This window comes from Thermaerobacillus caldiproteolyticus, assembly GCF_015326725.1.
In the GTDB taxonomy this organism is placed as follows: domain Bacteria; phylum Bacillota; class Bacilli; order Bacillales; family Anoxybacillaceae; genus Thermaerobacillus; species Thermaerobacillus caldiproteolyticus.
Genome location: NZ_CP064060.1, coordinates 3361428 through 3381089 on the forward strand (window position 1 = coordinate 3361428; position 19662 = coordinate 3381089).

Genomic DNA, 19662 nt, shown 5'->3' on the forward strand with positions numbered 1-19662 from the left:
CTTGTTTATATTGATACCGTTACCTTGTTTCATCGCGACCGTTCATTCTAAATAGGAGCGGAAAGAGGAAAAAGACAGACTTGGAGGTAGCCAAGTCTTTTTCTTTTCACTTTTGTAATACTGGAGAGAATTATACATTTTGATAGGAATGAGCTGCTACGTTTAGTGGAATATGGACTTATTATACTTAGAATATGACTTACCGGTACACATCCACGTGACTTGATTTATGTTTCGGTGAAAAAACTGAAAAAGAGTAATATTTATACAGAATTTTCACTCATTTTTTGACAAAAAGCTGGCAAGAAACATGTTATAATGCTATTAGCAATAGCAGAAGTTCAAGGGTGGTCAGCTTACCCCTACCTTTCTTGTAAAAGGGGTGAGAGAGTGACAGTATACGAATCCATTTCCCTTATGATTTCGTTTGGGATGCTAGTGATCGCGTTACTGCCATTGAATTATAAAAATAAAAAATAGACCTCCCTTGAACCGCCAATTCTAGGATAAGGTCTATTTTTCCGATAGGCTGACTCCTTTGAGTCTGCTATTGCATGGACCGAAGTGTTGCCGCACTTTCGGTCTCTTTTTTATTAATATGTGCAGTCTATCCGTATGATACCATATTTTTTTATTAGCGAAAAGACGGGGAATTAGTCAAGTTATTCGGCTTTACTCTTTAGCTGAAAAAAATTATTAACAGAAGGATGAATGGCTATTGATAAAAAAGGAAGGAAAATCAGGATCAGAGAAATATATAATCGAGCTGCCGAAGTGTGGGGGGAGGATGGTGAAACAAAGATATAAGTTGCCAGCCATGATGGTCAATGTCGAAGTAATAGACCTAACAGCTATTACAACTTTGAATGTGCAGGATGGACAATACAAGAAACGCCTTTGGACTTATACGAAGGTGCACAGCAGTTTCATTTGATTTGCTTGAGGAGAGGATAAAATGGAAAAGAAGATAGTCTCAAATCGATTTAAAAGTTTTGCTGTTAGAGAATGTAAAGGAGTGAGTGATTTATATGAGCATTTGGCCCTGAACGTTGCTGAAGATGATGAACTGCTTGAAATTGCGTCATACGCTCGCCCCGGCCAACCTGTTCCGAATTTGCTGTTTGGTGCTGTACAATATTTGTTGCTAAAAGGGAAAGAACACGAGTTGCGGGAGTACTACGGAAGTATTGTTAAAAACCCAAAAGATTTTAAGCAATCATTTCCTTATTTTCGTGATTTTTGCCTGCTGTATAGGAAAGAAATAATTTCCATATTAAAAAACAAGTTCGTTCAGACAAATGAAGTAAGACGTTGCGCGTATCTGTATCCAAGTTTTTGTTTCATTTATCATCAGGTAAAGCAGCCTTTATCGTTGATTGAAATTGGAACAAGTGCCGGTTTGCAACTGATATGGGATCAATATTGTTATTCATACGGTTCTCATGAAAAGTATGGAAATATAAACTCAACGGTTCACATTACATCAGAAATCAAAGGAGAATGTAGACCATTCCTGTTACCGCAAAGCCCTCCGGTTGTTTCTAGGGTTGGAATTGATTTGCATATCAATCATCTATCCAATCGAGAAGATTATTTATGGCTCCAAGCGCTTATTTGGCCGGAGCATAGGGAACGAATGGAACTGTTTGAACAAGCTGCACACTGTTTAAAAAAGCAACATGTTCACCTCATCGAAGGAGATGGGATAGAGTTGCTTCCTGAAATTGAAAGGCAAATTCCTGAAAATACATCCATATGCATCTTCCATACCCATGTCGCCAACCAAATACCGAACGATGGGAAATACATGTTAGTGGAACATATTAAAGAACTGGGGAAAACGAGAGATGTGTTCCATTTGTATAATAATATGTGGGATTTCAAGCTCCATCTTGATTATTTCATCGATGGAAGAGAATACAATGAAATCGTAGCGGAAACGGACGGACATGCTCGCTGGTTTCGCTGGGAGCTCGGCGAAAATAAAGGTTCTTTGGAAGCGTGATGAAATAGGACAATGTTTCGTGGGCCTCTTTTGTGAAAATAAAAAAGGGAAGCTATAACCAAGCTTCCCTAGTAGTTAAAAACTAAGCGCATTATTTTTCTTCTGTTGTCTCTTCGCGATGATTGTAGTCGTATTTTGTACGGTCGACCGGTTTAAATCCTTTTGGCGTGTAAAAACGCAATAAATCTCCGTATACGACTTTGTCAGAAAGGTTTAGTTTTGTTCGTACGATTTGTTCATCGCGTTTAATTTCATCATTTTTCTTAATCGGATTGCCTGTTTTCGAATCATAATATTTTCCGTTGATCGCAGTAACCGTCGGTGTGACAAAATCCCCATTACGAAACGCGACGATTTGTTGATGTTCTGGTGACAAGAGGTCTGTACCAAACTGAATATAGTTTTTCGTATCAATTCCTAGTAGATGGAGTAGTGTTGGTAGCACATCGATTTCTCCACCATATTGATGCATAATTCCGCCTTTGACACCAGGAACACGAATGAATAATGGTACACGCTGCAATTGAGCATGTTCGAACGGTGTGATTTCTTTTCCAATAATTTGCGACATTGCTTGATTGTGATTATCAGAAATACCGTAGTGATCGCCATATAAAATGATAATCGAACGATCATATAAACCAGATTGTTTCAAATAATCGAAGAACTGTTTCACAGCCTCATCTAAGTACCGTGCTGTTTGGAAATAACGGTCTACAGATCCATCGCCCGTATCAGCTGGTTCGATCGTTGCATCTTCCTGATCAATTGGATAAGGGAAATGGTTCGATAAGGTAATAAACTTCACATAAAACGGTTCTTTTAACGTTTCTAACAATGGAATCGATTCTTTAAAGAACGGTTTGTCTTTTAATCCATAGTTTAATACATCTTTTGAATTCATATCATAATAACTTGCGTCAAAGAAATGGTCAAATCCAAAAGATTTATAAATTTCATCGCGATTCCAGAATGTTTTATAGTTGCCGTGGAAGACGGCTGATGTATACCCCTGCTGTCCTAAAATTGCTGGAGCTGCTTGGTATGTGTTTTGTCCTTTCGTTGTAAATACAGATCCTTGTGGTAATCCAAACAAGGAGTTTTCTAACATAAATTCTGCATCGGACGTTTTTCCTTGTCCGGTTTGATGGAAGAAGTTATCAAAGTAAAACGTGTTTTTATCACGAGTCAATGAATTTAAAAACGGTGTTACTTCTTGACCGTGCAGCTTATAGTTAATCAAAAAGTTTTGGAACGATTCCAAATGGATATAGATGACGTTCATTCCTTTCCCTTTGCCAAAGTAAGCAGGGTTTGGTTTTGCATACGTTGCTTGTACATGGTTGAGAACCGTCGTAATATCGTTCTTATTGGCAAAGGCGCGTTGTGTCGACGATTTCATACTTTGAACGGCATCGTAAATCAAATAGTTATAAACTCCTAAATATTTCACAATATAGTTACGGTCAAATGTTCTTGTTAATAATTGCGGGCGGTCTACCTCTGCCAAAGCTAAGTTTGTACTAAAAAGAAAAATAGCAATGGCAAACACAAGATTAACTTTATGACGTCCTAAAGGAGTAGACTTTAGTTGTACTCGCTTCGTGACGACGAATGCAATTAAAATGATAGTATCTAAGAAATAGAGGAAATCATATCCTTTTAACAACTCCAAAATACTTCCGCCCAAATCACCGAAATTGTTTGTTTGCGTAAGAGTTGGGAACGTAATAAAGTCACTAAAGAATCGGTAATACACAATATTAGCATACAAGATAAAGGATAGAATAAAATCTAAAACAATGAGCCAAATATAAGGCTTTCTCCCTTTCGCTAACAGAGCTAGACCGAAAAAGAGAATAGCAGAGCTAACCGGGTTAATGAATAACAAAAATTTTTGCATGGAATTACTAATTCCTAAGTTAAACTCAACCCGATAAGCGGCATACGTCTTCATCCAAAATAAAAACACGGCTAAGATAAAAAAACCAAAATGCCCGTTAAACGCATGCTGACTCTTTTCTATTATTTTTTTTATCCCCTTCATTTCCAATTCGACCCCTGTTTTTTAGTGTTTTTTATAAAAGAAGCGTTCATGCTATATATCTACAAAACGACTGTTACTCGACTATTCCATTGAAGAAGTATCGATACGTAAAGCGTAATCAGCAAGGAGTACATCACTGTCTTCTTACAGTCAATAACCGTTCTCCATGTAAAGTAGCATAATACATTATTCAGTGATTCGTCAAATGAATCGTCTCATTTTCTATTTATTACTAATTATTTAATGTTGGAACTGGGATTTGTATGAACATTTATGTTCTATTTTGTTATATTATAAACATCGCGTTACATATTGATTATTTTACGAATAACATGCTTCGTTTTATTCCTATTATTTTATAAAAAGTGGACTTGTTGTTGGAGTTTAGGGAGGGGAACGAAATCCCTATTTACGAAGGACGATAAGATGGCTAAACTAAAATAGGTACGAGATGAATTACTTCCGTGACAAGTTAGGAGGCAAACATGCAAGAGTGGATCACAGAATTTATGAATAAATTTGGATATATCGATATTTTTTCATAATGGTTTTGGAGAATGTGTTCCATTGCTTCCGTCTGAAGTGAGTCTTATGTTCGGAGGGTTTATGACGACGTATCTTGCTTTAACTGTTTCGGGAGATGTGGCATCGGCGACAGCGGGAGCCGTGAAAGGGGAGAGCGACCTTTATGGTATTGGTTTTCTTCTCAAAAATGGAAGAAAATCATTGATCGCAGAGGGTATATTGTTCGGGTGAAAAAAGAGGATATTCAAAAAGCGAATTCTTGGCTTCATCAATTGGATATTGGACGGTTCTTTTTTGCCGAATGATTTCATTAGTTTTAATTTTTATCCCTGCGCAAGATGGTGGATGGCTGTTTTTGCTTTATTACGAACATCGGAACACTGCTATGGAATGCCATTCATCGTTTTTCAGCGGGAGCTGCATTAGGAGAATCGTGGGAGAAAATTACACGCTTTATGGAGGTTACTCGAATATTGTATATGCGATCATTGGCTTAGGAGCTGTGATTTTCCTCGTTTTATTTATTTTATCCGCCGAAAAACAACATCTTAAAAAATTAAGAGAAAGTAGTGGTAGATGATGGATATAATAACAATCATAAAAGCAATTATTTTAGGAATGGTAGAGGGATTAACAGAATTTGCCCCTGTTTCATCAACGGGGCATATGATTATCGTTGATGATATGTGGCTTCAATCGGAGCATTTTTTAACGAAGCATGTAGCTAATACGTTTAAAGTTGTAATTCAGCTCGGTTCGATTTTAGCGGTGGTGATTGTGTTTAAAGATCGTTTTATCGATCTGCTAGGGTTGCGAAGACACCGTAACGACTCGGCATCTCGCCTTAAGCTAACACAAGTCATTGTCGGATTAATTCCTGCCGGCGTGTTAGGGGTGCTGTTTGAAGATTATATTGATGAACATTTATTTTCAACCGCTACAGTGTTAATTGGTTTGGTAGTTGGCGCGATCTTTATGATCGTAGCGGACCTGTTCGGTTCCAAAAATCCAAAAGCACAAACCGTTGACCAGATTACATATAAGCAAGCGTTCATCGTTGGGCTTGCTCAATGTCTTTCTCTATGGCCGGGATTTTCCCGCTCAGGTTCGACGATTTCGGGTGGCGTATTGGCAGGAATGAGCCACCGTGCAGCCGCTGATTTTACCTTTATTATGGCTGTTCCGATTATGTTAGGAGCAAGTGTCCTTTCCTTGCTGAAAAACTGGCAATACTTTACTGTTGATGCATTGCCATTTTTCATTGTCGGATTCGTGAGTGCGTTTGTGTTCGCGCTCATCTCTATTCGCTTTTTCTTAAAGCTTATTAACAAAGTTCGACTTGTTCCGTTTGCGGTTTATCGTATTATTTTAGCGATCATCATTTATATCGTGTATTTCTAATAGTTATCCATTAGGGGCAGAAAATTCGTGCTGAGCAACTAGAACGGCAGTAAAAAGAATCATTTTACTGCCGTTTGTTATTTTTGTGAACGGGAGATGTATTGTTTTATCTCGTCCTTCTGTTTGTTGTTTGACATGCGGGCTAAGAGTATATCTAATGTTAGTCTGTTCAGTATCATTGTATCGATTGATGCAATTGAAGAGAGCGGAATGTGTTCGGTGTGTTTACTTATAATTTCTGCTCTCGTAATTGGGACGGGTATTCATATCTTTTCCGGATCAGTGATGAAGTGACTATGGAATAAGATGATGTTTTTTGCCTCGTTTAGAAGAAGAATAACGGGCTGTTTTCCAGCGCGTTCGCGATGAATTTGGCGAACGTATTCGATGTTTGGAAAAAACAGGATAATAACCAGTAACCCGCCTAAAAGCAAAGCCTTTTAGGCGCTTTTTTATCACTGTCATATCGGGTTGGAACTTATAATCAGTTCATCACGAATCGGAATGCTGTCAAAGCCGATAAGCGGGACGCTTGGTTTTATGCGTCTTGCTTTTCCAACGGCATTAGGGAACAATTTTACAAATTGATAGCCTCTTTTTTGGTAAAATCGCCATGCCGTTTGGCAAGATTCTTATTATGTTAACGATGTTTGCGGGGAGAGTTGGGCCGTTGACAATTGCTTATGCGGTGACATTATATCGCGAACCGGATCTGTTCTGTTATCAAAAAGGGAAAATGATGATTGGTTGAGCTTAAAGCGTAAAATTCACGCAAGCATGAGAAAGAAACGAAAATAAAAATAAAAGAGCGATAAAATAAGCCAATTCCTGCTTAATCCCTTCTTTTTGCTCCTTTACAACGATGATTGAGGAGAGTAAGATATCAGCTATGATTTACCATTTATAGTATTAATTCGCTGAATCCATAATGGAGCGGGGGAACCATGTTGTAACGCGCGTTACTTGGGGTGAATCCGTAATGGAAGGGCTACTCTCATAGTCCTAACCCGACAGCTAACCTCGTAAGCGTTTTGGGAGGGATGTGAAGGAATGTTTGACCGTTGAGTACACCCTCAACGGTTTTTTATGTTTTTCGAATGATTGTTTCAGAAAATGCAAAAAGATAATGAGAGACTGGTGTATGTTTAAAAAATTCCAAGCATCTAAAAAGAGGAGTAGGAACTATGGCTTCTTTAAAGCGATTATTGATTGGTTCACCAATGGAAACGAAGCGATTGAAGCATGAGAAATTGCCGAAATGGAAGGCATTAGCTGTATTTTCTTCCGATGCGCTGTCATCTGTTGCTTATGCAACGGAAGAGATTTTATTAGTGCTCATGCTGTTAGGAACGAGCGTGTTCTTTTATTCATTGCCAATTGCCCTAGCGATTTTAGTGTTGTTATTGATTGTGACGCTATCTTATCGCCAAATTATTTACGCTTTTCCTTCAGGCGGTGGAGCGTACGTTGTAGCGAGAGACCATTTAAGCACGACGACAAGTCTAGTCGCTGGTGCAGCCTTAATGATTGATTATATTCTTACAGTTGCTGTAAGCATTAGTTCAGGAGTAGCGGCGCTGACATCGGCTTTTCCCGGCTTGCTTCCTTGGAAAGTGGAAATTGCCGTTGCGCTTGTGTTGTTGTTGATGATTTTAAATTTGCGTGGGATTACAGAGTCAGCGACAGTGTTTGCGTATCCAACGTATTTATTTATTCTATCCGTATTAGTGATGATTGCTGTTGGCGGATGGCAACTATGGCATGAGGGATGGCATGGTTTTAACTATAGAGAACACGCTTCCGCTGAACATTTCTTCACATCGGGATACAGTATGTTCATTCTATTAAGAGCTTTTGCTTCTGGATGTTCGGCGATGACAGGGGTAGAAGCGATTAGTAATGGTGTTCCTGCGTTTAAGCCGGATAGTTCGAAAAACGCTGCAATTACGATGGGATGGATGTCTGTATTATTAGGGACGATGTTTTTAGGAATTACGATTTTAGCCGCAGGATTCGGTGTGACACCGGTGGAGCATAAGACCGTGATTTCACAAATTGGCCACCATGTCTTTGGAAACAGTGTATTCTTTTATCTTTTTCAAATGGTTACGATGTTGATTTTAGTGTTAGCCGCCAATACAAGCTTTGCTGGATTCCCGCAACTTGCTTCGATTATTGCAAACGATCGATTTTTGCCAAGAAGTTTGGCGGCGCGAGGCGATCGGCTTGTATTTTCAAACGGAATTATTCTCCTCAGTGTGTTGGCGATTATTTTAATTATTGTGTTTCATAGTGAAACACATTCTCTCATTCCGTTATATGCGGTTGGCGTGTTTCTTTCTTTTACGATTGGACAAAGTGGAATGATTAAAAAAATATGGAAAGAAAAGAAAAGACGGAATGTAGCAACACTGGCCATCATTATTACTGGAACGATTGTTACAGGATTAGTTACTGTCATTACGGTTATAGCAAAATTTACTCAAGGTGCTTGGTTAGTCATTATTGCGATTCCGTTGCTAGTTATAATGTTTTATAAAATTCGTGACCATTATGAAAAACTCGGTGAGCAATTAAAACTGGATGAGCAGGAATGGAGACAGCGTGAAAAAGTCGTAAAACCGAAAGTGATTATACCAATTTCCGGAGTTAGTAAAGTTGTGGCTCAGTCGGTACAGTACGCAAGAAGTATTTCCAATGATATTACGGCTATCTCGGTTATTTTTCACGAAGAGGAAGAGAAAAAGCTGCGAGACAAATGGGAGAAGTTTTATCCAGACATTGAGTTAAAAGTGATTTATTCACCATATCGAACGATTCTTTCTCCGATGTTGGATTATATTAACGATGTTGAAAAAGAAACAAAAGGATCACCAATCACTATCTTAATGCCACAGTTCATTGTGAAAAAATGGTGGCATACGTTATTGCATAATCAGACAGCGATTATTTTGCGATTCTTTTTGATTCTTAAAAAAGATATTGTCATTGCTACGTTGCCGTATCACTTGAAAAAATAAAAAGGGAAATGTCGAAAGGAGAAGAAATATTTCCCCGGAAATCGATAAGCGTCGAAAATATGCAATAAATGTATACGAGTTCCGCCTGCTTGCGATGTTGCATATAGTAACGCAGGGGGAACGGAACTATGATGAAATATGTATCGATGTTGATGTTAGCGTTAGCCGTGAGTTTAGACAGTTTGAGTGTTGGTGTAACATATGGATTACGAAAAATGAAGTTTCCATTTCGCTCGATCATGGTCATTGCCCTATTGTCAGGGATAATGCTATTGTTTTCAATGTATGTTGGCACATTTTTGGTTTTGGTGTTGCCAGTTCAAGTGGAACGATGGGCGGCAGCGTTCATTTTGATTGCGTTAGGCGTATGGGCGATTTACAATGTTGTTAGGAAGCAAGAAGATGAAGATGAGAGTGTGGAACAACGTCCGATACCGCCAGCGCGTACGCGAATATGGAGACTTCGTCTGAATCGATTTGGGATTGTAATTCAAATATTAAAAAGGCCATCCATGGCGGATCTTGACGGATCAGGTACTATCAGCATGAAAGAGGCGATGTTAATTGGTATCGCCTTATCTATGGATGCATTTGGAGCGGGCTTGAGTGCTTCCTTTTTAGGATATTCTCCGATTGTTCTTGCTGTATTGGTATCTATCATGAATATCGTTTTTATTCGCTTTGGTCTGCGAACGGGATATAAATTTTCGAAAATAAAAGTGATGAAAAAAGCAACAATGATTCCAGGAACGATTTTAATTTGTCTCGGCATTGCGAAAATCTTTTTTAAGTAAGTTCAAAAAATCCTAAGGGTTACAATAACCTTTAGGATTTTTTGAATCCTTTTCCATGGTTGATTCGTAAAAATCGATTGTAGGAAAAAGAATGAGGAGAGATGATACATGCTAAAAAAGCTATTGTCTAAATTGGGTGTGGGTTCTGCGAAAGTCAATCTTGTTTTACATCATCCTCATGTGCGACTTGGTGAGAAAATCGAGGGAGAGTTTTTTATTGAAGGGGGAGCAGTGGAACAGCATATTCGTAAATTAGATGTGGAATTGCATGTCATTGTTCATGCCAATGGGCAAGAACGTCGTCAAACGGTTGCTGTTATTCCTGTTTCTCCATCATTTACGATCAAACCGGGAGAAAGAAAAGTATTACCATTTTCTTATGTGTTACCTACTCATTTGCCGATAACACGTTATGGCGTGGATTACATATTAGTAACACGTCTTGATATTGCTGAAGGAGTCGATGCGTTAGACCGAGATGCGATTCGTATACTACCTCCGTTGCCGCTGGAAAAGCTGTTTTATGCGTTTGATAAGCTTGGATTTCGCGAAAAACCTACTTCAGGTAAAGTAACGGCATATGGGCAAGAGTTCGAATTTTTCCCAACAGGTGCATTTAGAGAAATGGTTCAGGGAGTAGAATTTTTAGCTTTCTTAGAGGAAAGCGGCATTCGTTTGCATCTGGAAGTGGATGTGTTAAGCGGCTTATTCGGTTTCAGCGAAAGAGAATTAAAAAGAGAAGTTTTCTTTAGCTATGATGAAATCAATGATGTAGAAGGATTAACACAAAAGCTGCATATGCTGTTGCACGAAATGGTGCAACAACCTCAGTTATACGTCGGTTCGGTGCATGTTCCACATCATCCAGGTTATTATTCTCCGCATCATCCGGATTATCATCTTCACCCATCTCGGCATCATGGACATGGAATGATGGGAGCGATCGGCGGATTTGCAGCGGGAATGCTTGCTGGCATGGTTGCAGAAGAACTGATAGAGGATGTAGTAGAAGATGCGTTTGACGTAGAAGATCATGTGGAAGACATTATGGATGATTGGTTTGACGGGGATGATGATATACTATAATTTGGAAAGACCTTCTCTCATGTGGAGGAGGTCTTTTTGGTGAGCTTTTTCTCCACTCGCGCATATAAAGTCAACGGTGATTCCCCCATTATGCAAGGAAGAGAAAAAATGCATGCGTATACTTATGGAACAACGCATGTTCACCGCCATTTAGCATGGCATGAAACATTCGAGTTGCACAAAAGCTAATGCATTCACCAAAATGAAAAAGTCTGTTGGAAAAGTAGAGTGTCCAGCATTAAAATCCATTTATGTCAATACGATTGAAGGATTGGAGACTAATTTGCGGGAGTTGTTACCGTTTATTCCTGTGGCACCAATGTACGGGGAAGCGCGGGAATCACGGGATGAAAGCACATTATATGCTGATGACTTATTAGGTATTAGGATTTGCAAAAACAGCGGTACGGAATTATGCTACAGCGATTACGCAGACGGCTACGCCGATGTTGAGAAAGACATTTTTAAAGCATTTGCTGAAGGCAATTGATACACATGAAAAAGTGTTTCACTATATGCATGAACGAGGCTACTACCCAGCCCACGACTTGAATCAACTGCTTCATAACGATGTGCGCAATGCCAATAAGGCGATTTCTATGACATACGAACGATAAGAAGATAGTTCGATGAATCCCTAGGAGACAAGGGGATTCATCGAATGACTCAAAAATCCAATAACCCGAGCTTGATGGCTTTGACGACCGCTCCGACCCGTGAGTCAACATCCAATTTTCGTAAAATCGAAGATACATGATGTTCGACTGTTCTTTTGCTGATGTTTAACAGCTCGCTGATTTCTGCGTTTGTCCTATCCTCGGAAATGAATTGGAGAATTTTTAATTCTATTTTTGTGAGAGGGGTGTTATAATCGGATAATCGGTTCATTGGAAAAGATTTGATTCCTAAATGGCTCTGCCGAATCGCATTGGCTAATTCAAAGACGGAATTTTCTTTTGTAACAAACGCATAGGCACCGGCTTCGTAAGCAGCGCGAATGTATTCGTCATAGGCATATCCTGATAAAATAACGACTTTACATGTTGGATATTTTTCGACTATTTTCTTTGTCCATTCAATTCCGTTATCGCTTTTCATTCTTATATCCATGACAATGACATCAGGCTTGTGCTTGATTATTTCCTCCTCTAAGCGGTCGGGATGACAAATCGTATTTACAACCTCTAAAGCATCCTCATTTTCTAACAATATGGTTGTATAGAGGCCAGCCAACAAAATCGAGCTGCTATTCTACTTCCAGTACATCTTTCTACAGCACAAGTATACGAATTGGTTGAAATTCCTAAACATGCTTCTTGCGGAGATTTAGCATTTCCTTGCTTTACACTGCGAAAAGAACTTTAAAAGTCCCTTGCTTTCACCGCCGCATCGAAGAGCTTGCTGTAAAAATAAATGATCCATTATTTGAATATGAGGAGAATTTCGTTAGTCTGAAGAGATTCCCGTTTTTCTCCCGACACGTTAGCGAATGCTAAGTGTCTTTTTTCTTTTGGATATTGACAATAAATGGGCACGATGATATGATTACAAGCATAAAACATACTAATCCAATAGGATTTATATGTTATTAGACCTGGCTGTAGGAAGGGGAATTTTATATGGGGAAAGCAGTCATTATCAACGGGAGTCCTTCTCTAGCATCAAGACTCAACGGAATTATTCAATACGTAGAACAACGGTTGTCGCAAGAGGGCATTGAAATTGAGCACATCCGAGTTGCGGAATTGCCCGCGGAGGATTTAATCAAAGCCAAATTCGACAGCGAAGCTATTCTGCATACTAACAAAAAGGTGGAGGAAGCGGAGGCGATCATCATCGCGAGTCCGGTGTATAAAGCGGCGTATACGGGAGTATTGAAGACCTATCTCGATTTGCTTCCGCAAAAAGGGTTATCAGGAAAAGTCATTCTTCCGCTGTTTATCGGAGGAACGATCGCCCATCTTTTGTCCATCGACTATGCATTGAAACCGGTGTTATCCGCATTGGGCAGCAGGCACATTCTTGGCGGGGTGTATGCGGTCGATACTTGGATAACCCGAAATGAACAAAAAGGCTACAATCTATCAGAAGATTTGATCCACAGATTAGATAAAGCGTCCACGGAATTTGCTGAAGAAATCAAACGAAGAACGGGATTATCGCTAGAAAGAGTCGAGTAAAACAGGCAGCATCTTCATTGCAACAAGATAAAAGAAGCACACCTACTAGTCAACTCAATGCACCTATTCCGATTCCACTCAGATGATGCTTTTATCCGTTCCAATTATTCCTTAAATAGCAGAGGGACTTCCCCTTTGTCTATAAATAAATCTAAACAGGGGTGAAAAATATGTCTTTGAAGTTCGCTTATTGGGTACCTAATGTCAGCGGAGGATTGGTCATTTCCAAGATCCCTCAAAAGACAGGATGGTCCTTTGAAGACAATGCTAGGTATGCCCAAATTGCTGAGGAAGTCGGATTTGAATATGCATTGCTGCAGACCAGGTTTATTGCAAGCTACGGTGCGGAAAATCAACTGGAGGCCATCACGTTGGCATCAGCTTTAGCGACGGTAACCAAGAGAATAAAATTGATTTCGGCTGTTCTTCCCGGCTTGTGGCATCCGGGGACGGTAGCCAAAATGATCTCTACCATTGACCAAATCAGCCATGGACGTGCTGCGATTAATGTAGTGAGCGGGTGGTTTAAAGGAGAATTTCACGCGTACGGTGAGCCTTGGCTGGATCACGACGAAAGATATCGTAGATCCGAAGAATTTATCAGTGTGCTTCGAAAATTGTGGACTGAGGAGGAAACCCATTTTCGCGGTGATTTTTACCGAATTAACGGTGCCCCTCTAAAGCCAAAACCATATAACGTTCCGGAGATTTTCCAAGGAGGCAATTCCTCCGCCGCCAGAAAGATGGCATCCAGAGTATCTGACTGGTATTTCATGAACGGAAATACCATTGATGGCCTTAAAGCGCAAATCGATGAGGTGAAATCGCTGGCGGCTGCAAACAACCGTAAGCTGAAATTTGGCGTCAACGCGTTTGTTATCGTGCGGGACACGGAAGAGGAAGCTAAGCAGGTGCTTCGCGACATCATTGCATACGCGGATGACGAAGCTGTGGAAGGATTCCGCAGCCAAGTGCGCTTTGCCGGCAAAGCCTCTCCAGAAAGAGAAGGCATGTGGGCTCATTCGGATTTTAACGATTTGGTCCAATACAACGACGGTTTCAAAACCGGATTGATCGGTACGGCGGAACAGGTGGCGGACCGCATTATCGAACTCAAAAAAATCGGTGTCGATCTCATTTTGACCGGATTCCTCCATTATGACGAAGACATCCAATTATTCGGCGAAAAAGTGATTCCGTTGGTTCGTGAAAAGGAAGCAGCGTTAAACGTGGATGTCGTATAAAAAATTACTTACAAAGGAGATTGTGAATATGAGCGTAACAGTGAATAGCTCGAGCGTACAACCGAATTATGAAGCGCTGCGAGAAGAAATCCGCGCTATTGTGGAGAAAGTCATTAAACCGAATGCCGACATCATCGACCGGGATGGCATTTTCCCTAAACAAAATCTTCAAGTGCTTGCTGAAACAGGATGGAATGGTGTATTGATTCCTGAACGATGGGACGGACGCGGTCTGGATCATGTCGCTTTTGCCATAGCTGCGGAAGAGATCGCCAGAGGCTGCCCTTCCACATCACTCGTTTACGTCATGCATGTAGGTGCTGCTCAAACCATCTCACTGTACGGAAACGACGATCAAAAGGAGCGCTGGCTGAAGCCGATCCGCCAAGGGCTTATCGGTACCTATTCCACGAGCGAAAAAGCGACGGGAGGTCACTGGTGGTTCAATTTAAGCGAAGCTTCCCGCGATGGAGAATACTACATTCTCAATGCGGAAAAATCGTTTACCACCAGCTCTGGTCAAGCAGATTTTTATGTCTTTCAGACCCGTTCGCCAGGAGCACAGACACCAACGGATGTCAGTTTTTTCATTGTGGACGGGAAGTTGCCGGGAATTAAGCCGGGAGTATGGGAAGCTCTGGGGGTTCGGGGAAATCACAGCGGTCCGATTACCTATGAAGGCGTCCGTGTTCATCAAAGGGACAAACTTGGGAAAGAGGGCCAGGGAAGAGAAATATTAGAGAGCGGCGTTTCTCCCATCTATTTGATCGGACTTGGCTCTACTTGGCTTGGCGTTGCGGAAGCAGCCTTGGAAGCGGCAACCTCATACGTAAAAGGGACGATTCATCGCGATTTCAACAAACGTCTTGCGGATTACCAAGTGATCCGCCAACAATTAGCCGAGGTGAAGGTTTTGATTGATAGCCTGAAGCCGTGGCAATATTCATTGGCCAAACAGTTGGACGAGCTGCAGGCACAGGGCAAACCGCAAGTTGAGCTGCTTTTGCCGCTTGTCGAATTCAAAATTCATGCATCGGAAGTCGCCAATAAAGCGACGAAGGCCGCACTGGATGTCACAGGCGGTTACGGATATAAGCGGGGAGTATTTGAGCGGTTGTTTAGAGATGCCCGCGCCGGTATTGCTATGGGGCCTTCCAACAATATTGCTCGTGAATGGATAGGAAAAGCTCTTGTTGGTTTGCCTCTCGAGCTTTGGTATGAAGGCGGAGATTAAAACCTGACACATATGGTTGAGTTCAGGCCTGAGGGATTCCCTTAGGCCGCTTTAAACAAAGCGCCCTGTGGCACTTCATTCTCATGGGAATTTTTTCTACAAAACATTGAACAGAAGTGAAGCCCCCAACTGTAAAAAAGACAGGTTTCCATGGGCTGTGCAAAAACGAAAGTAAACAGTTCATGTGTTATTCTCTGGTGTTACAGCCCTCTATGTGTTAAGCGAGATGATTTTCTTTTAGCGATTTCAGACCATTGCGGACCGAGTAAACAAATTGAGTCCGCAAATTATTGAGGTGGCAACCACCATTAAGCAAATGTCCACTGGAGACCAGTTGGTCGTGGAATCGATTCAAGAAACATCCAAAACGACAAAAGGGGTGACTTCAGCGACACAGGCAGTTGCTGTAATGAACGAGCAACCGTTCGATTCCATCCGGGAGATCGAAACCATCTTCGAGCACGTAAATGAAATGACTGAATCGTTTGGCGCTGCGGTAAACAAGTTTCAGTATGAACCGAGTTTTTCTGTTTATTTTTCCTAACAAGCAGTTGATTAAAAGAAGTATAGCGCTGTCTATAGAACGTTCGTCAATTGTTTCTGTTCAGATCATCCGCCATATTCCGCAAAATGGCACAATCAGAATTAGGAGGAATGGGTATTGGGTATAAAGTCTATAGGTTCCCATTTGCAGGTAAAAGGTGTTAGAAAACAGTTTGGTAATGTCGAAGTGCTGAAACGGTTGGATTTAGAAATCAAACCGGGTGAATTTGTTGCCATCGTCGGGCGCAGCGGCTGCGGCAAAAGCACGCTGTTGCGCCTGCTTGCTGGACTTGATGTTCCGGCAGAAGGGGAAATTCTTTTAGACGGAGAGAGAGTCAGGGGAATTCATCCGGATACTAGGATCTTGTTCCAAGATGCCAGATTGCTTCCGTGGAAAAGCGTCATTGCCAATGTACAAATTGGTGCAAGAAACGGAGACAAAGCTAGAGCGGAGGAAGCTCTGCGATTGGTGGGACTGGAACATAAAGCCAAAGAATGGCCTAGCGTGTTATCCGGAGGGCAGCGTCAGCGCATCGCTCTGGCGAGAGCACTAGCAGGTTCTCCACGTCTTCTTCTGTTGGATGAGCCGCTCAGCGCATTAGATGCGCTGACACGCATCGAAATGCAGGAGCTGATCGAACGGATTTGGCAGGAACAGCAGTTTTCAGCCATTCTGGTAACACACGACGTCAGTGAGGCAGTTGCACTAGCAGATCGCATCGTCCTCATCAAAAACGGCGCGATTGCAATCGATTTACCGGTACATCTACCTCGACCGAGGGAAAGAAACAGTGATTTCGCCTACTACGAAAAACTGATTCTCGATCATCTCATGGAGCGGGGGGCTCCCGCATCCGTATTGGCAGTCTCTCCCTAAATAATCATTTTCAAACGTTTCATAATCATTACCGAATGAAAGAGGGATCTTCACGATGATTTCAAAGGTATATAAAGTCGCCTTCATTTTTCTGATCGTTGCCGCAATTGGGATTCTCAGCAGCTGCAACCGCTCGGCTTCCACAGCGTCAGAAGTGAAAACCGTAAAACTCGATTACGCTTACTACAATCCAGTTAGTCTAGTATTGAAAGAAAAGAAATGGTTGGAGGATGAACTGCAGAAGGACGGCATCGAAGTCGAATGGGTTTTCAGTGCCGGAAGCAATAAAGCGTTAGAGCTATTGAACAGCAAGAGCATCGATTTCGGTTCGACAGCAGGCTCCGCTGCTCTGCTCGGAAAGGCGAATGGAAACCCGATCAAATCGATTTATGTTTATTCCAAACCTGAATGGACAGCATTGGTTGTACGTGCGGGTTCCCCTATAGAAAAGGTAAAAGATTTAAAGAGGAAAAAAATCGCTGTCACACGTGGAACGGATCCTTACATCTTTTTGCTTCGGGCGTTGGATACTGCGGGATTGAGCGAAAAAGACGTGGAAATCGTTCAGCTGCAACACCCTGACGGTAAAACTGCCCTAGAAAAAGGAGATGTGGATGCATGGGCAGGACTTGATCCATATATCGCACAGACGGAGATAGAGAAGCACTCCAAGCTGTTTTTCCGCAACGCGGATTGGAATACGTATGGATTCCTGAATGTCAGGGAAGCCTTCGCGAAAGATCATCCTGAGATTGTGGAAAAAGTGCTGAAAGCTTATGAAAAAGCTAGAAAATGGGCGATCGAGAATCCGGACGAATTTGTGAAAATCGTGGCCGCGGAAAGCAAACAGAGCGAAGAAGTCACAGACAAAGTGCTCAGCCGTACAGATTTGACCAACCCGGTCATCGGCGAAGTCCACAAGCAGACAATTGAAGCGGCTGGTGAAATCTTGCTGAAAAGCGGCGTCATTGACAAATCCGTGGATATAAAGAAAACGATCGACGATTTAATCGATCCGCAGTATATAAAACACATCGACAAGAATTAAGGGGGGATTGTGGTTGCGTCAATGGAACAAAAATTTTGTGATCACCGGAATGGGTCTCATTGTTCCAATATTTATTGTAATCTTGTGGCAGATTTCTTCGATTAACGGTTGGATCGCCGCAAATATCATGCCTTCCCCTTTGAAAATCGTTTCCACCATTGTGGATTTGTTTCGCGAGGGCGAACTTCTAGAACATGTCGGAATTACATTATACCGGGTAAGCATGGGATTTCTGCTCGGTACGGCTCTAGCTTTATTGTTTGGAGTGTTGAACGGATATTTTCGTACAATTCGATATTTGTTAGATCCTCTTATTCAAGCGTTGCGCAATATCCCTTCCTTGGCCTGGGTGCCGCTGTTTATTTTATGGATGGGCATTAGTGAGACTTCAAAAATATCATTAATTGCTTTGGGCGTCTTTTTCCCGGTTTATCTAAATTTAGTGTCCGGCATTCAAGGAGTGGATCGCAGGCTACTGGAAGTGGGGTGGGTGCACGGTTATCAAGGTTGGAGATTGATTCGCCATTTTTTTCTTCCGGCGGCCCTTCCTTCTTTCATTGTCGGACTACGAAGCGGTCTAGGATTAGGATGGATGTTTGTCGTAGCTGCAGAGATTATGGGGGCAAGCAAAGGATTGGGGTTTCTTCTGACTGATGGTCAAACGACGGGGCGTCCGGCGATCATCATTGCCAGCATTCTATTGTTTGCATTGCTTGGAAAATTGACCGATTATCTTCTGGAGCTGGCAGGACGCCGAATTCTCCGTTGGCAAGATAGCTACGAATCGTTTGGAAGGAGAAAAGCATTATAAATACGACAAGAGGCAAAAATATTTGGACAGTCTGAAAGTGGGATTAATATTCATTCCACTGTTAATATTAGGATTACCAAAATCTCTAATGATATTACTAGGTGTTGGCGAGTGGGACTTTTTAGGCTCTTCAACGTTTTATACTCAATCCAAAACATTTTATTCTGGTGGAGAAGACCTTCTAAATCAGAAGAAGACATCACTTTTAACGATACAGTAGCTTCTTTTGAACTATCTAGTAAGGGAGGAACATGTGCAGTAACGTTCAATGTTCGAAGTTTTGTTGATGGAAATAGAAAAATTAACAAATCCATCATATAGTGCTTATACAGAGTGGTATGATTAATAAAGGGGAAATTTTTTCATCCAATAGAGTAGGGGAAGCTATCTCTGACCACTCTTCTTATAGAGTTCATACGCACGGATCTTCGCATACAGCTCTTCCCGCTAATCCTTGCCGGGAGCAGTATAGAAAGACTGATTTCTCTATTAAATTAAGGAGAGGAATCAGTCTTTTTTGTGTAAAAAATATATTCAGATTTGTTATTGGACTTAATAAATCATGTTTTCCTGATGCTACCTCTAAATTAACCTGTCCTTTCTATGTTAAAATCATTAAAAAATCGAGTACATACTAATTTTTAATTTAAGGAGGTTCATACAAAATTGGATGATAAAAAGAAACAGATACAAAAACAGATCCAAAAAAAGTATAGGGAGATAAAACAGCAAGGAAAAGAAGATGAAAATACTAGTAAAAAAGAAGTGTTTATTGTTGTTGCTATCGTTGTTTTATTTATTCTACTGAATTCCCTTTTCAAATCATTCTAAATAGTTTTTTATTCTA

Annotated in this window: 19 protein-coding genes, 2 pseudogenes and 1 riboswitch; of the genes and pseudogenes, 18 read left to right on the top strand and 3 right to left on the bottom strand. The window is 41.1% G+C overall.

The genetic code is table 11. The features are described 5' to 3' along the window. Positions 1-318 precede the first annotated feature (318 nt). Positions 319-480: a putative holin-like toxin gene (locus ISX45_RS20360; RefSeq protein ID WP_407649666.1), complete on the top strand. Its 162-nt coding sequence runs from the start codon at positions 319-321 to the stop codon at positions 478-480. 475 nt (positions 481-955) lie between these two features. After that, a complete protein-coding gene (locus ISX45_RS16915) occupies positions 956-2005 on the top strand; it encodes a DUF2332 domain-containing protein (RefSeq protein WP_194519468.1) in 1050 nt (349 codons plus the stop codon). A gap of 91 nt (positions 2006-2096) precedes the next feature. Here ISX45_RS16915 and ISX45_RS16920 read toward each other — a convergent pair whose 3' ends face one another. After that, positions 2097-4052, bottom strand: coding sequence for a lipoteichoic acid synthase (locus tag ISX45_RS16920; RefSeq protein ID WP_181557037.1), 1956 nt, complete (start codon positions 4050-4052; stop codon positions 2097-2099). A 606-nt stretch (positions 4053-4658) separates the two neighbouring features. Here ISX45_RS16920 and ISX45_RS19740 point away from each other — a divergent pair. The 3 genes from ISX45_RS19740 (at position 4659) to ISX45_RS16930 (ending at position 5978) form a co-directional block, all read left to right on the top strand. Then, a complete protein-coding gene (locus tag ISX45_RS19740; RefSeq protein ID WP_228485569.1) occupies positions 4659-4808 on the top strand; it encodes a hypothetical protein in 150 nt (49 codons plus the stop codon). Between the two features lie 70 nt (positions 4809-4878). Next, the gene (locus tag ISX45_RS19745) at positions 4879-5157 is read left to right on the top strand and encodes a hypothetical protein (RefSeq protein WP_228485570.1); all 279 of its coding nucleotides are present in this window, start codon (positions 4879-4881) and stop codon (positions 5155-5157) included. Then, complete coding sequence (locus ISX45_RS16930) at positions 5157-5978, top strand: undecaprenyl-diphosphate phosphatase (protein ID WP_181557038.1); 822 nt, start codon at positions 5157-5159, stop codon at positions 5976-5978. Before ISX45_RS19745 ends, ISX45_RS16930 begins: the two co-directional genes overlap by 1 nt. A 461-nt stretch (positions 5979-6439) precedes the next feature. On the opposite strand, the pseudogene ISX45_RS19750 reads toward ISX45_RS16930, so the two are convergent. Further along, positions 6440-6595: pseudogene (locus ISX45_RS19750) on the bottom strand (GNAT family N-acetyltransferase); the annotation flags it as partial. Here ISX45_RS19750 and ISX45_RS16935 point away from each other — a divergent pair. From ISX45_RS16935 to ISX45_RS16955, 5 genes and pseudogenes are all read left to right on the top strand, one after another. Then, positions 6592-6729 carry a hypothetical protein gene (locus tag ISX45_RS16935; RefSeq protein ID WP_458296336.1) on the top strand — a complete coding sequence of 46 codons (138 nt, stop codon included), beginning with the start codon at positions 6592-6594 and terminating at the stop codon, positions 6727-6729. The pseudogene ISX45_RS19750 and the gene ISX45_RS16935 sit on opposite strands and share 4 nt — an antisense overlap. A gap of 154 nt (positions 6730-6883) precedes the next feature. Next, positions 6884-7022, top strand: a riboswitch (cyclic di-AMP (ydaO/yuaA leader). Positions 7023-7162: 140 nt separating this feature from the next. Then, entirely contained in the window at positions 7163-8998 is a 1836-nt protein-coding gene (locus tag ISX45_RS16940; protein WP_194519469.1) for an APC family permease, read from the top strand. A gap of 128 nt (positions 8999-9126) precedes the next feature. Then, positions 9127-9792, top strand: a complete 666-nt coding sequence (gene ytaF, locus ISX45_RS16945; protein ID WP_194519470.1) for a sporulation membrane protein YtaF — start codon at positions 9127-9129, stop codon at positions 9790-9792. Positions 9793-9900: 108 nt separating this feature from the next. Further along, on the top strand, positions 9901-10878 hold the full coding sequence (locus tag ISX45_RS16950) for a sporulation protein (protein WP_194519471.1): 978 nt from the start codon (positions 9901-9903) through the stop codon (positions 10876-10878). Between the two features lie 108 nt (positions 10879-10986). Further along, positions 10987-11495 (top strand): annotated as a pseudogene (locus ISX45_RS16955) (spore coat protein). A 49-nt stretch (positions 11496-11544) separates the two neighbouring features. On the opposite strand, the gene ISX45_RS16960 reads toward ISX45_RS16955, so the two are convergent. After that, positions 11545-12114, bottom strand: a complete 570-nt coding sequence (locus ISX45_RS16960; RefSeq protein ID WP_374058323.1) for a response regulator — start codon at positions 12112-12114, stop codon at positions 11545-11547. A gap of 383 nt (positions 12115-12497) precedes the next feature. On the opposite strand from ISX45_RS16960, the gene ssuE reads away from it, so the two are divergent. The 8 genes from ssuE (at position 12498) to ISX45_RS17000 (ending at position 19646) form a co-directional block, all read left to right on the top strand. Then, positions 12498-13058 carry an NADPH-dependent FMN reductase gene (ssuE, locus tag ISX45_RS16965; protein WP_194519472.1) on the top strand — a complete coding sequence of 187 codons (561 nt, stop codon included), beginning with the start codon at positions 12498-12500 and terminating at the stop codon, positions 13056-13058. Positions 13059-13228: 170 nt separating this feature from the next. Next, entirely contained in the window at positions 13229-14302 is a 1074-nt protein-coding gene (sfnG, locus tag ISX45_RS16970) for a dimethylsulfone monooxygenase SfnG (RefSeq protein ID WP_194519473.1), read from the top strand. A 28-nt stretch (positions 14303-14330) separates the two neighbouring features. Beyond that, on the top strand, positions 14331-15536 hold the full coding sequence (locus ISX45_RS16975; RefSeq protein WP_181557045.1) for an acyl-CoA dehydrogenase family protein: 1206 nt from the start codon (positions 14331-14333) through the stop codon (positions 15534-15536). 274 nt (positions 15537-15810) lie between these two features. Beyond that, positions 15811-16080: a methyl-accepting chemotaxis domain-containing protein gene (locus ISX45_RS16980; RefSeq protein ID WP_181557046.1), complete on the top strand. Its 270-nt coding sequence runs from the start codon at positions 15811-15813 to the stop codon at positions 16078-16080. 117 nt (positions 16081-16197) lie between these two features. Further along, positions 16198-16956 carry an ABC transporter ATP-binding protein gene (locus tag ISX45_RS16985; protein ID WP_194519474.1) on the top strand — a complete coding sequence of 253 codons (759 nt, stop codon included), beginning with the start codon at positions 16198-16200 and terminating at the stop codon, positions 16954-16956. A 55-nt stretch (positions 16957-17011) separates the two neighbouring features. Beyond that, positions 17012-18004: an aliphatic sulfonate ABC transporter substrate-binding protein gene (locus ISX45_RS16990; protein WP_194519475.1), complete on the top strand. Its 993-nt coding sequence runs from the start codon at positions 17012-17014 to the stop codon at positions 18002-18004. A gap of 13 nt (positions 18005-18017) precedes the next feature. Beyond that, positions 18018-18815, top strand: a complete 798-nt coding sequence (locus tag ISX45_RS16995; protein WP_181557049.1) for an ABC transporter permease — start codon at positions 18018-18020, stop codon at positions 18813-18815. A gap of 666 nt (positions 18816-19481) precedes the next feature. After that, positions 19482-19646 carry a hypothetical protein gene (locus ISX45_RS17000; protein ID WP_181557050.1) on the top strand — a complete coding sequence of 55 codons (165 nt, stop codon included), beginning with the start codon at positions 19482-19484 and terminating at the stop codon, positions 19644-19646. The last annotated feature ends 16 nt before the right edge of the window (positions 19647-19662 follow it).

Coding starts and splice junctions, on each gene's coding strand:
- ISX45_RS20360 (WP_407649666.1), top strand. CDS start 319: ATGCTATTAGCAATAGCAGAAGTTCAAGGGTGGTCAGCTTACCCCTAC.
- ISX45_RS16915 (WP_194519468.1), top strand. CDS start 956: ATGGAAAAGAAGATAGTCTCAAATCGATTTAAAAGTTTTGCTGTTAGA.
- ISX45_RS16920 (WP_181557037.1), bottom strand. CDS start 4,052: ATGAAGGGGATAAAAAAAATAATAGAAAAGAGTCAGCATGCGTTTAAC.
- ISX45_RS19740 (WP_228485569.1), top strand. CDS start 4,659: ATGACGACGTATCTTGCTTTAACTGTTTCGGGAGATGTGGCATCGGCG.
- ISX45_RS19745 (WP_228485570.1), top strand. CDS start 4,879: ATGATTTCATTAGTTTTAATTTTTATCCCTGCGCAAGATGGTGGATGG.
- ISX45_RS16930 (WP_181557038.1), top strand. CDS start 5,157: ATGGATATAATAACAATCATAAAAGCAATTATTTTAGGAATGGTAGAG.
- ISX45_RS16935 (WP_458296336.1), top strand. CDS start 6,592: ATGCCGTTTGGCAAGATTCTTATTATGTTAACGATGTTTGCGGGGAGA.
- ISX45_RS16940 (WP_194519469.1), top strand. CDS start 7,163: ATGGCTTCTTTAAAGCGATTATTGATTGGTTCACCAATGGAAACGAAG.
- ytaF (WP_194519470.1), top strand. CDS start 9,127: ATGATGAAATATGTATCGATGTTGATGTTAGCGTTAGCCGTGAGTTTA.
- ISX45_RS16950 (WP_194519471.1), top strand. CDS start 9,901: ATGCTAAAAAAGCTATTGTCTAAATTGGGTGTGGGTTCTGCGAAAGTC.
- ssuE (WP_194519472.1), top strand. CDS start 12,498: ATGGGGAAAGCAGTCATTATCAACGGGAGTCCTTCTCTAGCATCAAGA.
- sfnG (WP_194519473.1), top strand. CDS start 13,229: ATGTCTTTGAAGTTCGCTTATTGGGTACCTAATGTCAGCGGAGGATTG.
- ISX45_RS16975 (WP_181557045.1), top strand. CDS start 14,331: ATGAGCGTAACAGTGAATAGCTCGAGCGTACAACCGAATTATGAAGCG.
- ISX45_RS16990 (WP_194519475.1), top strand. CDS start 17,012: ATGATTTCAAAGGTATATAAAGTCGCCTTCATTTTTCTGATCGTTGCC.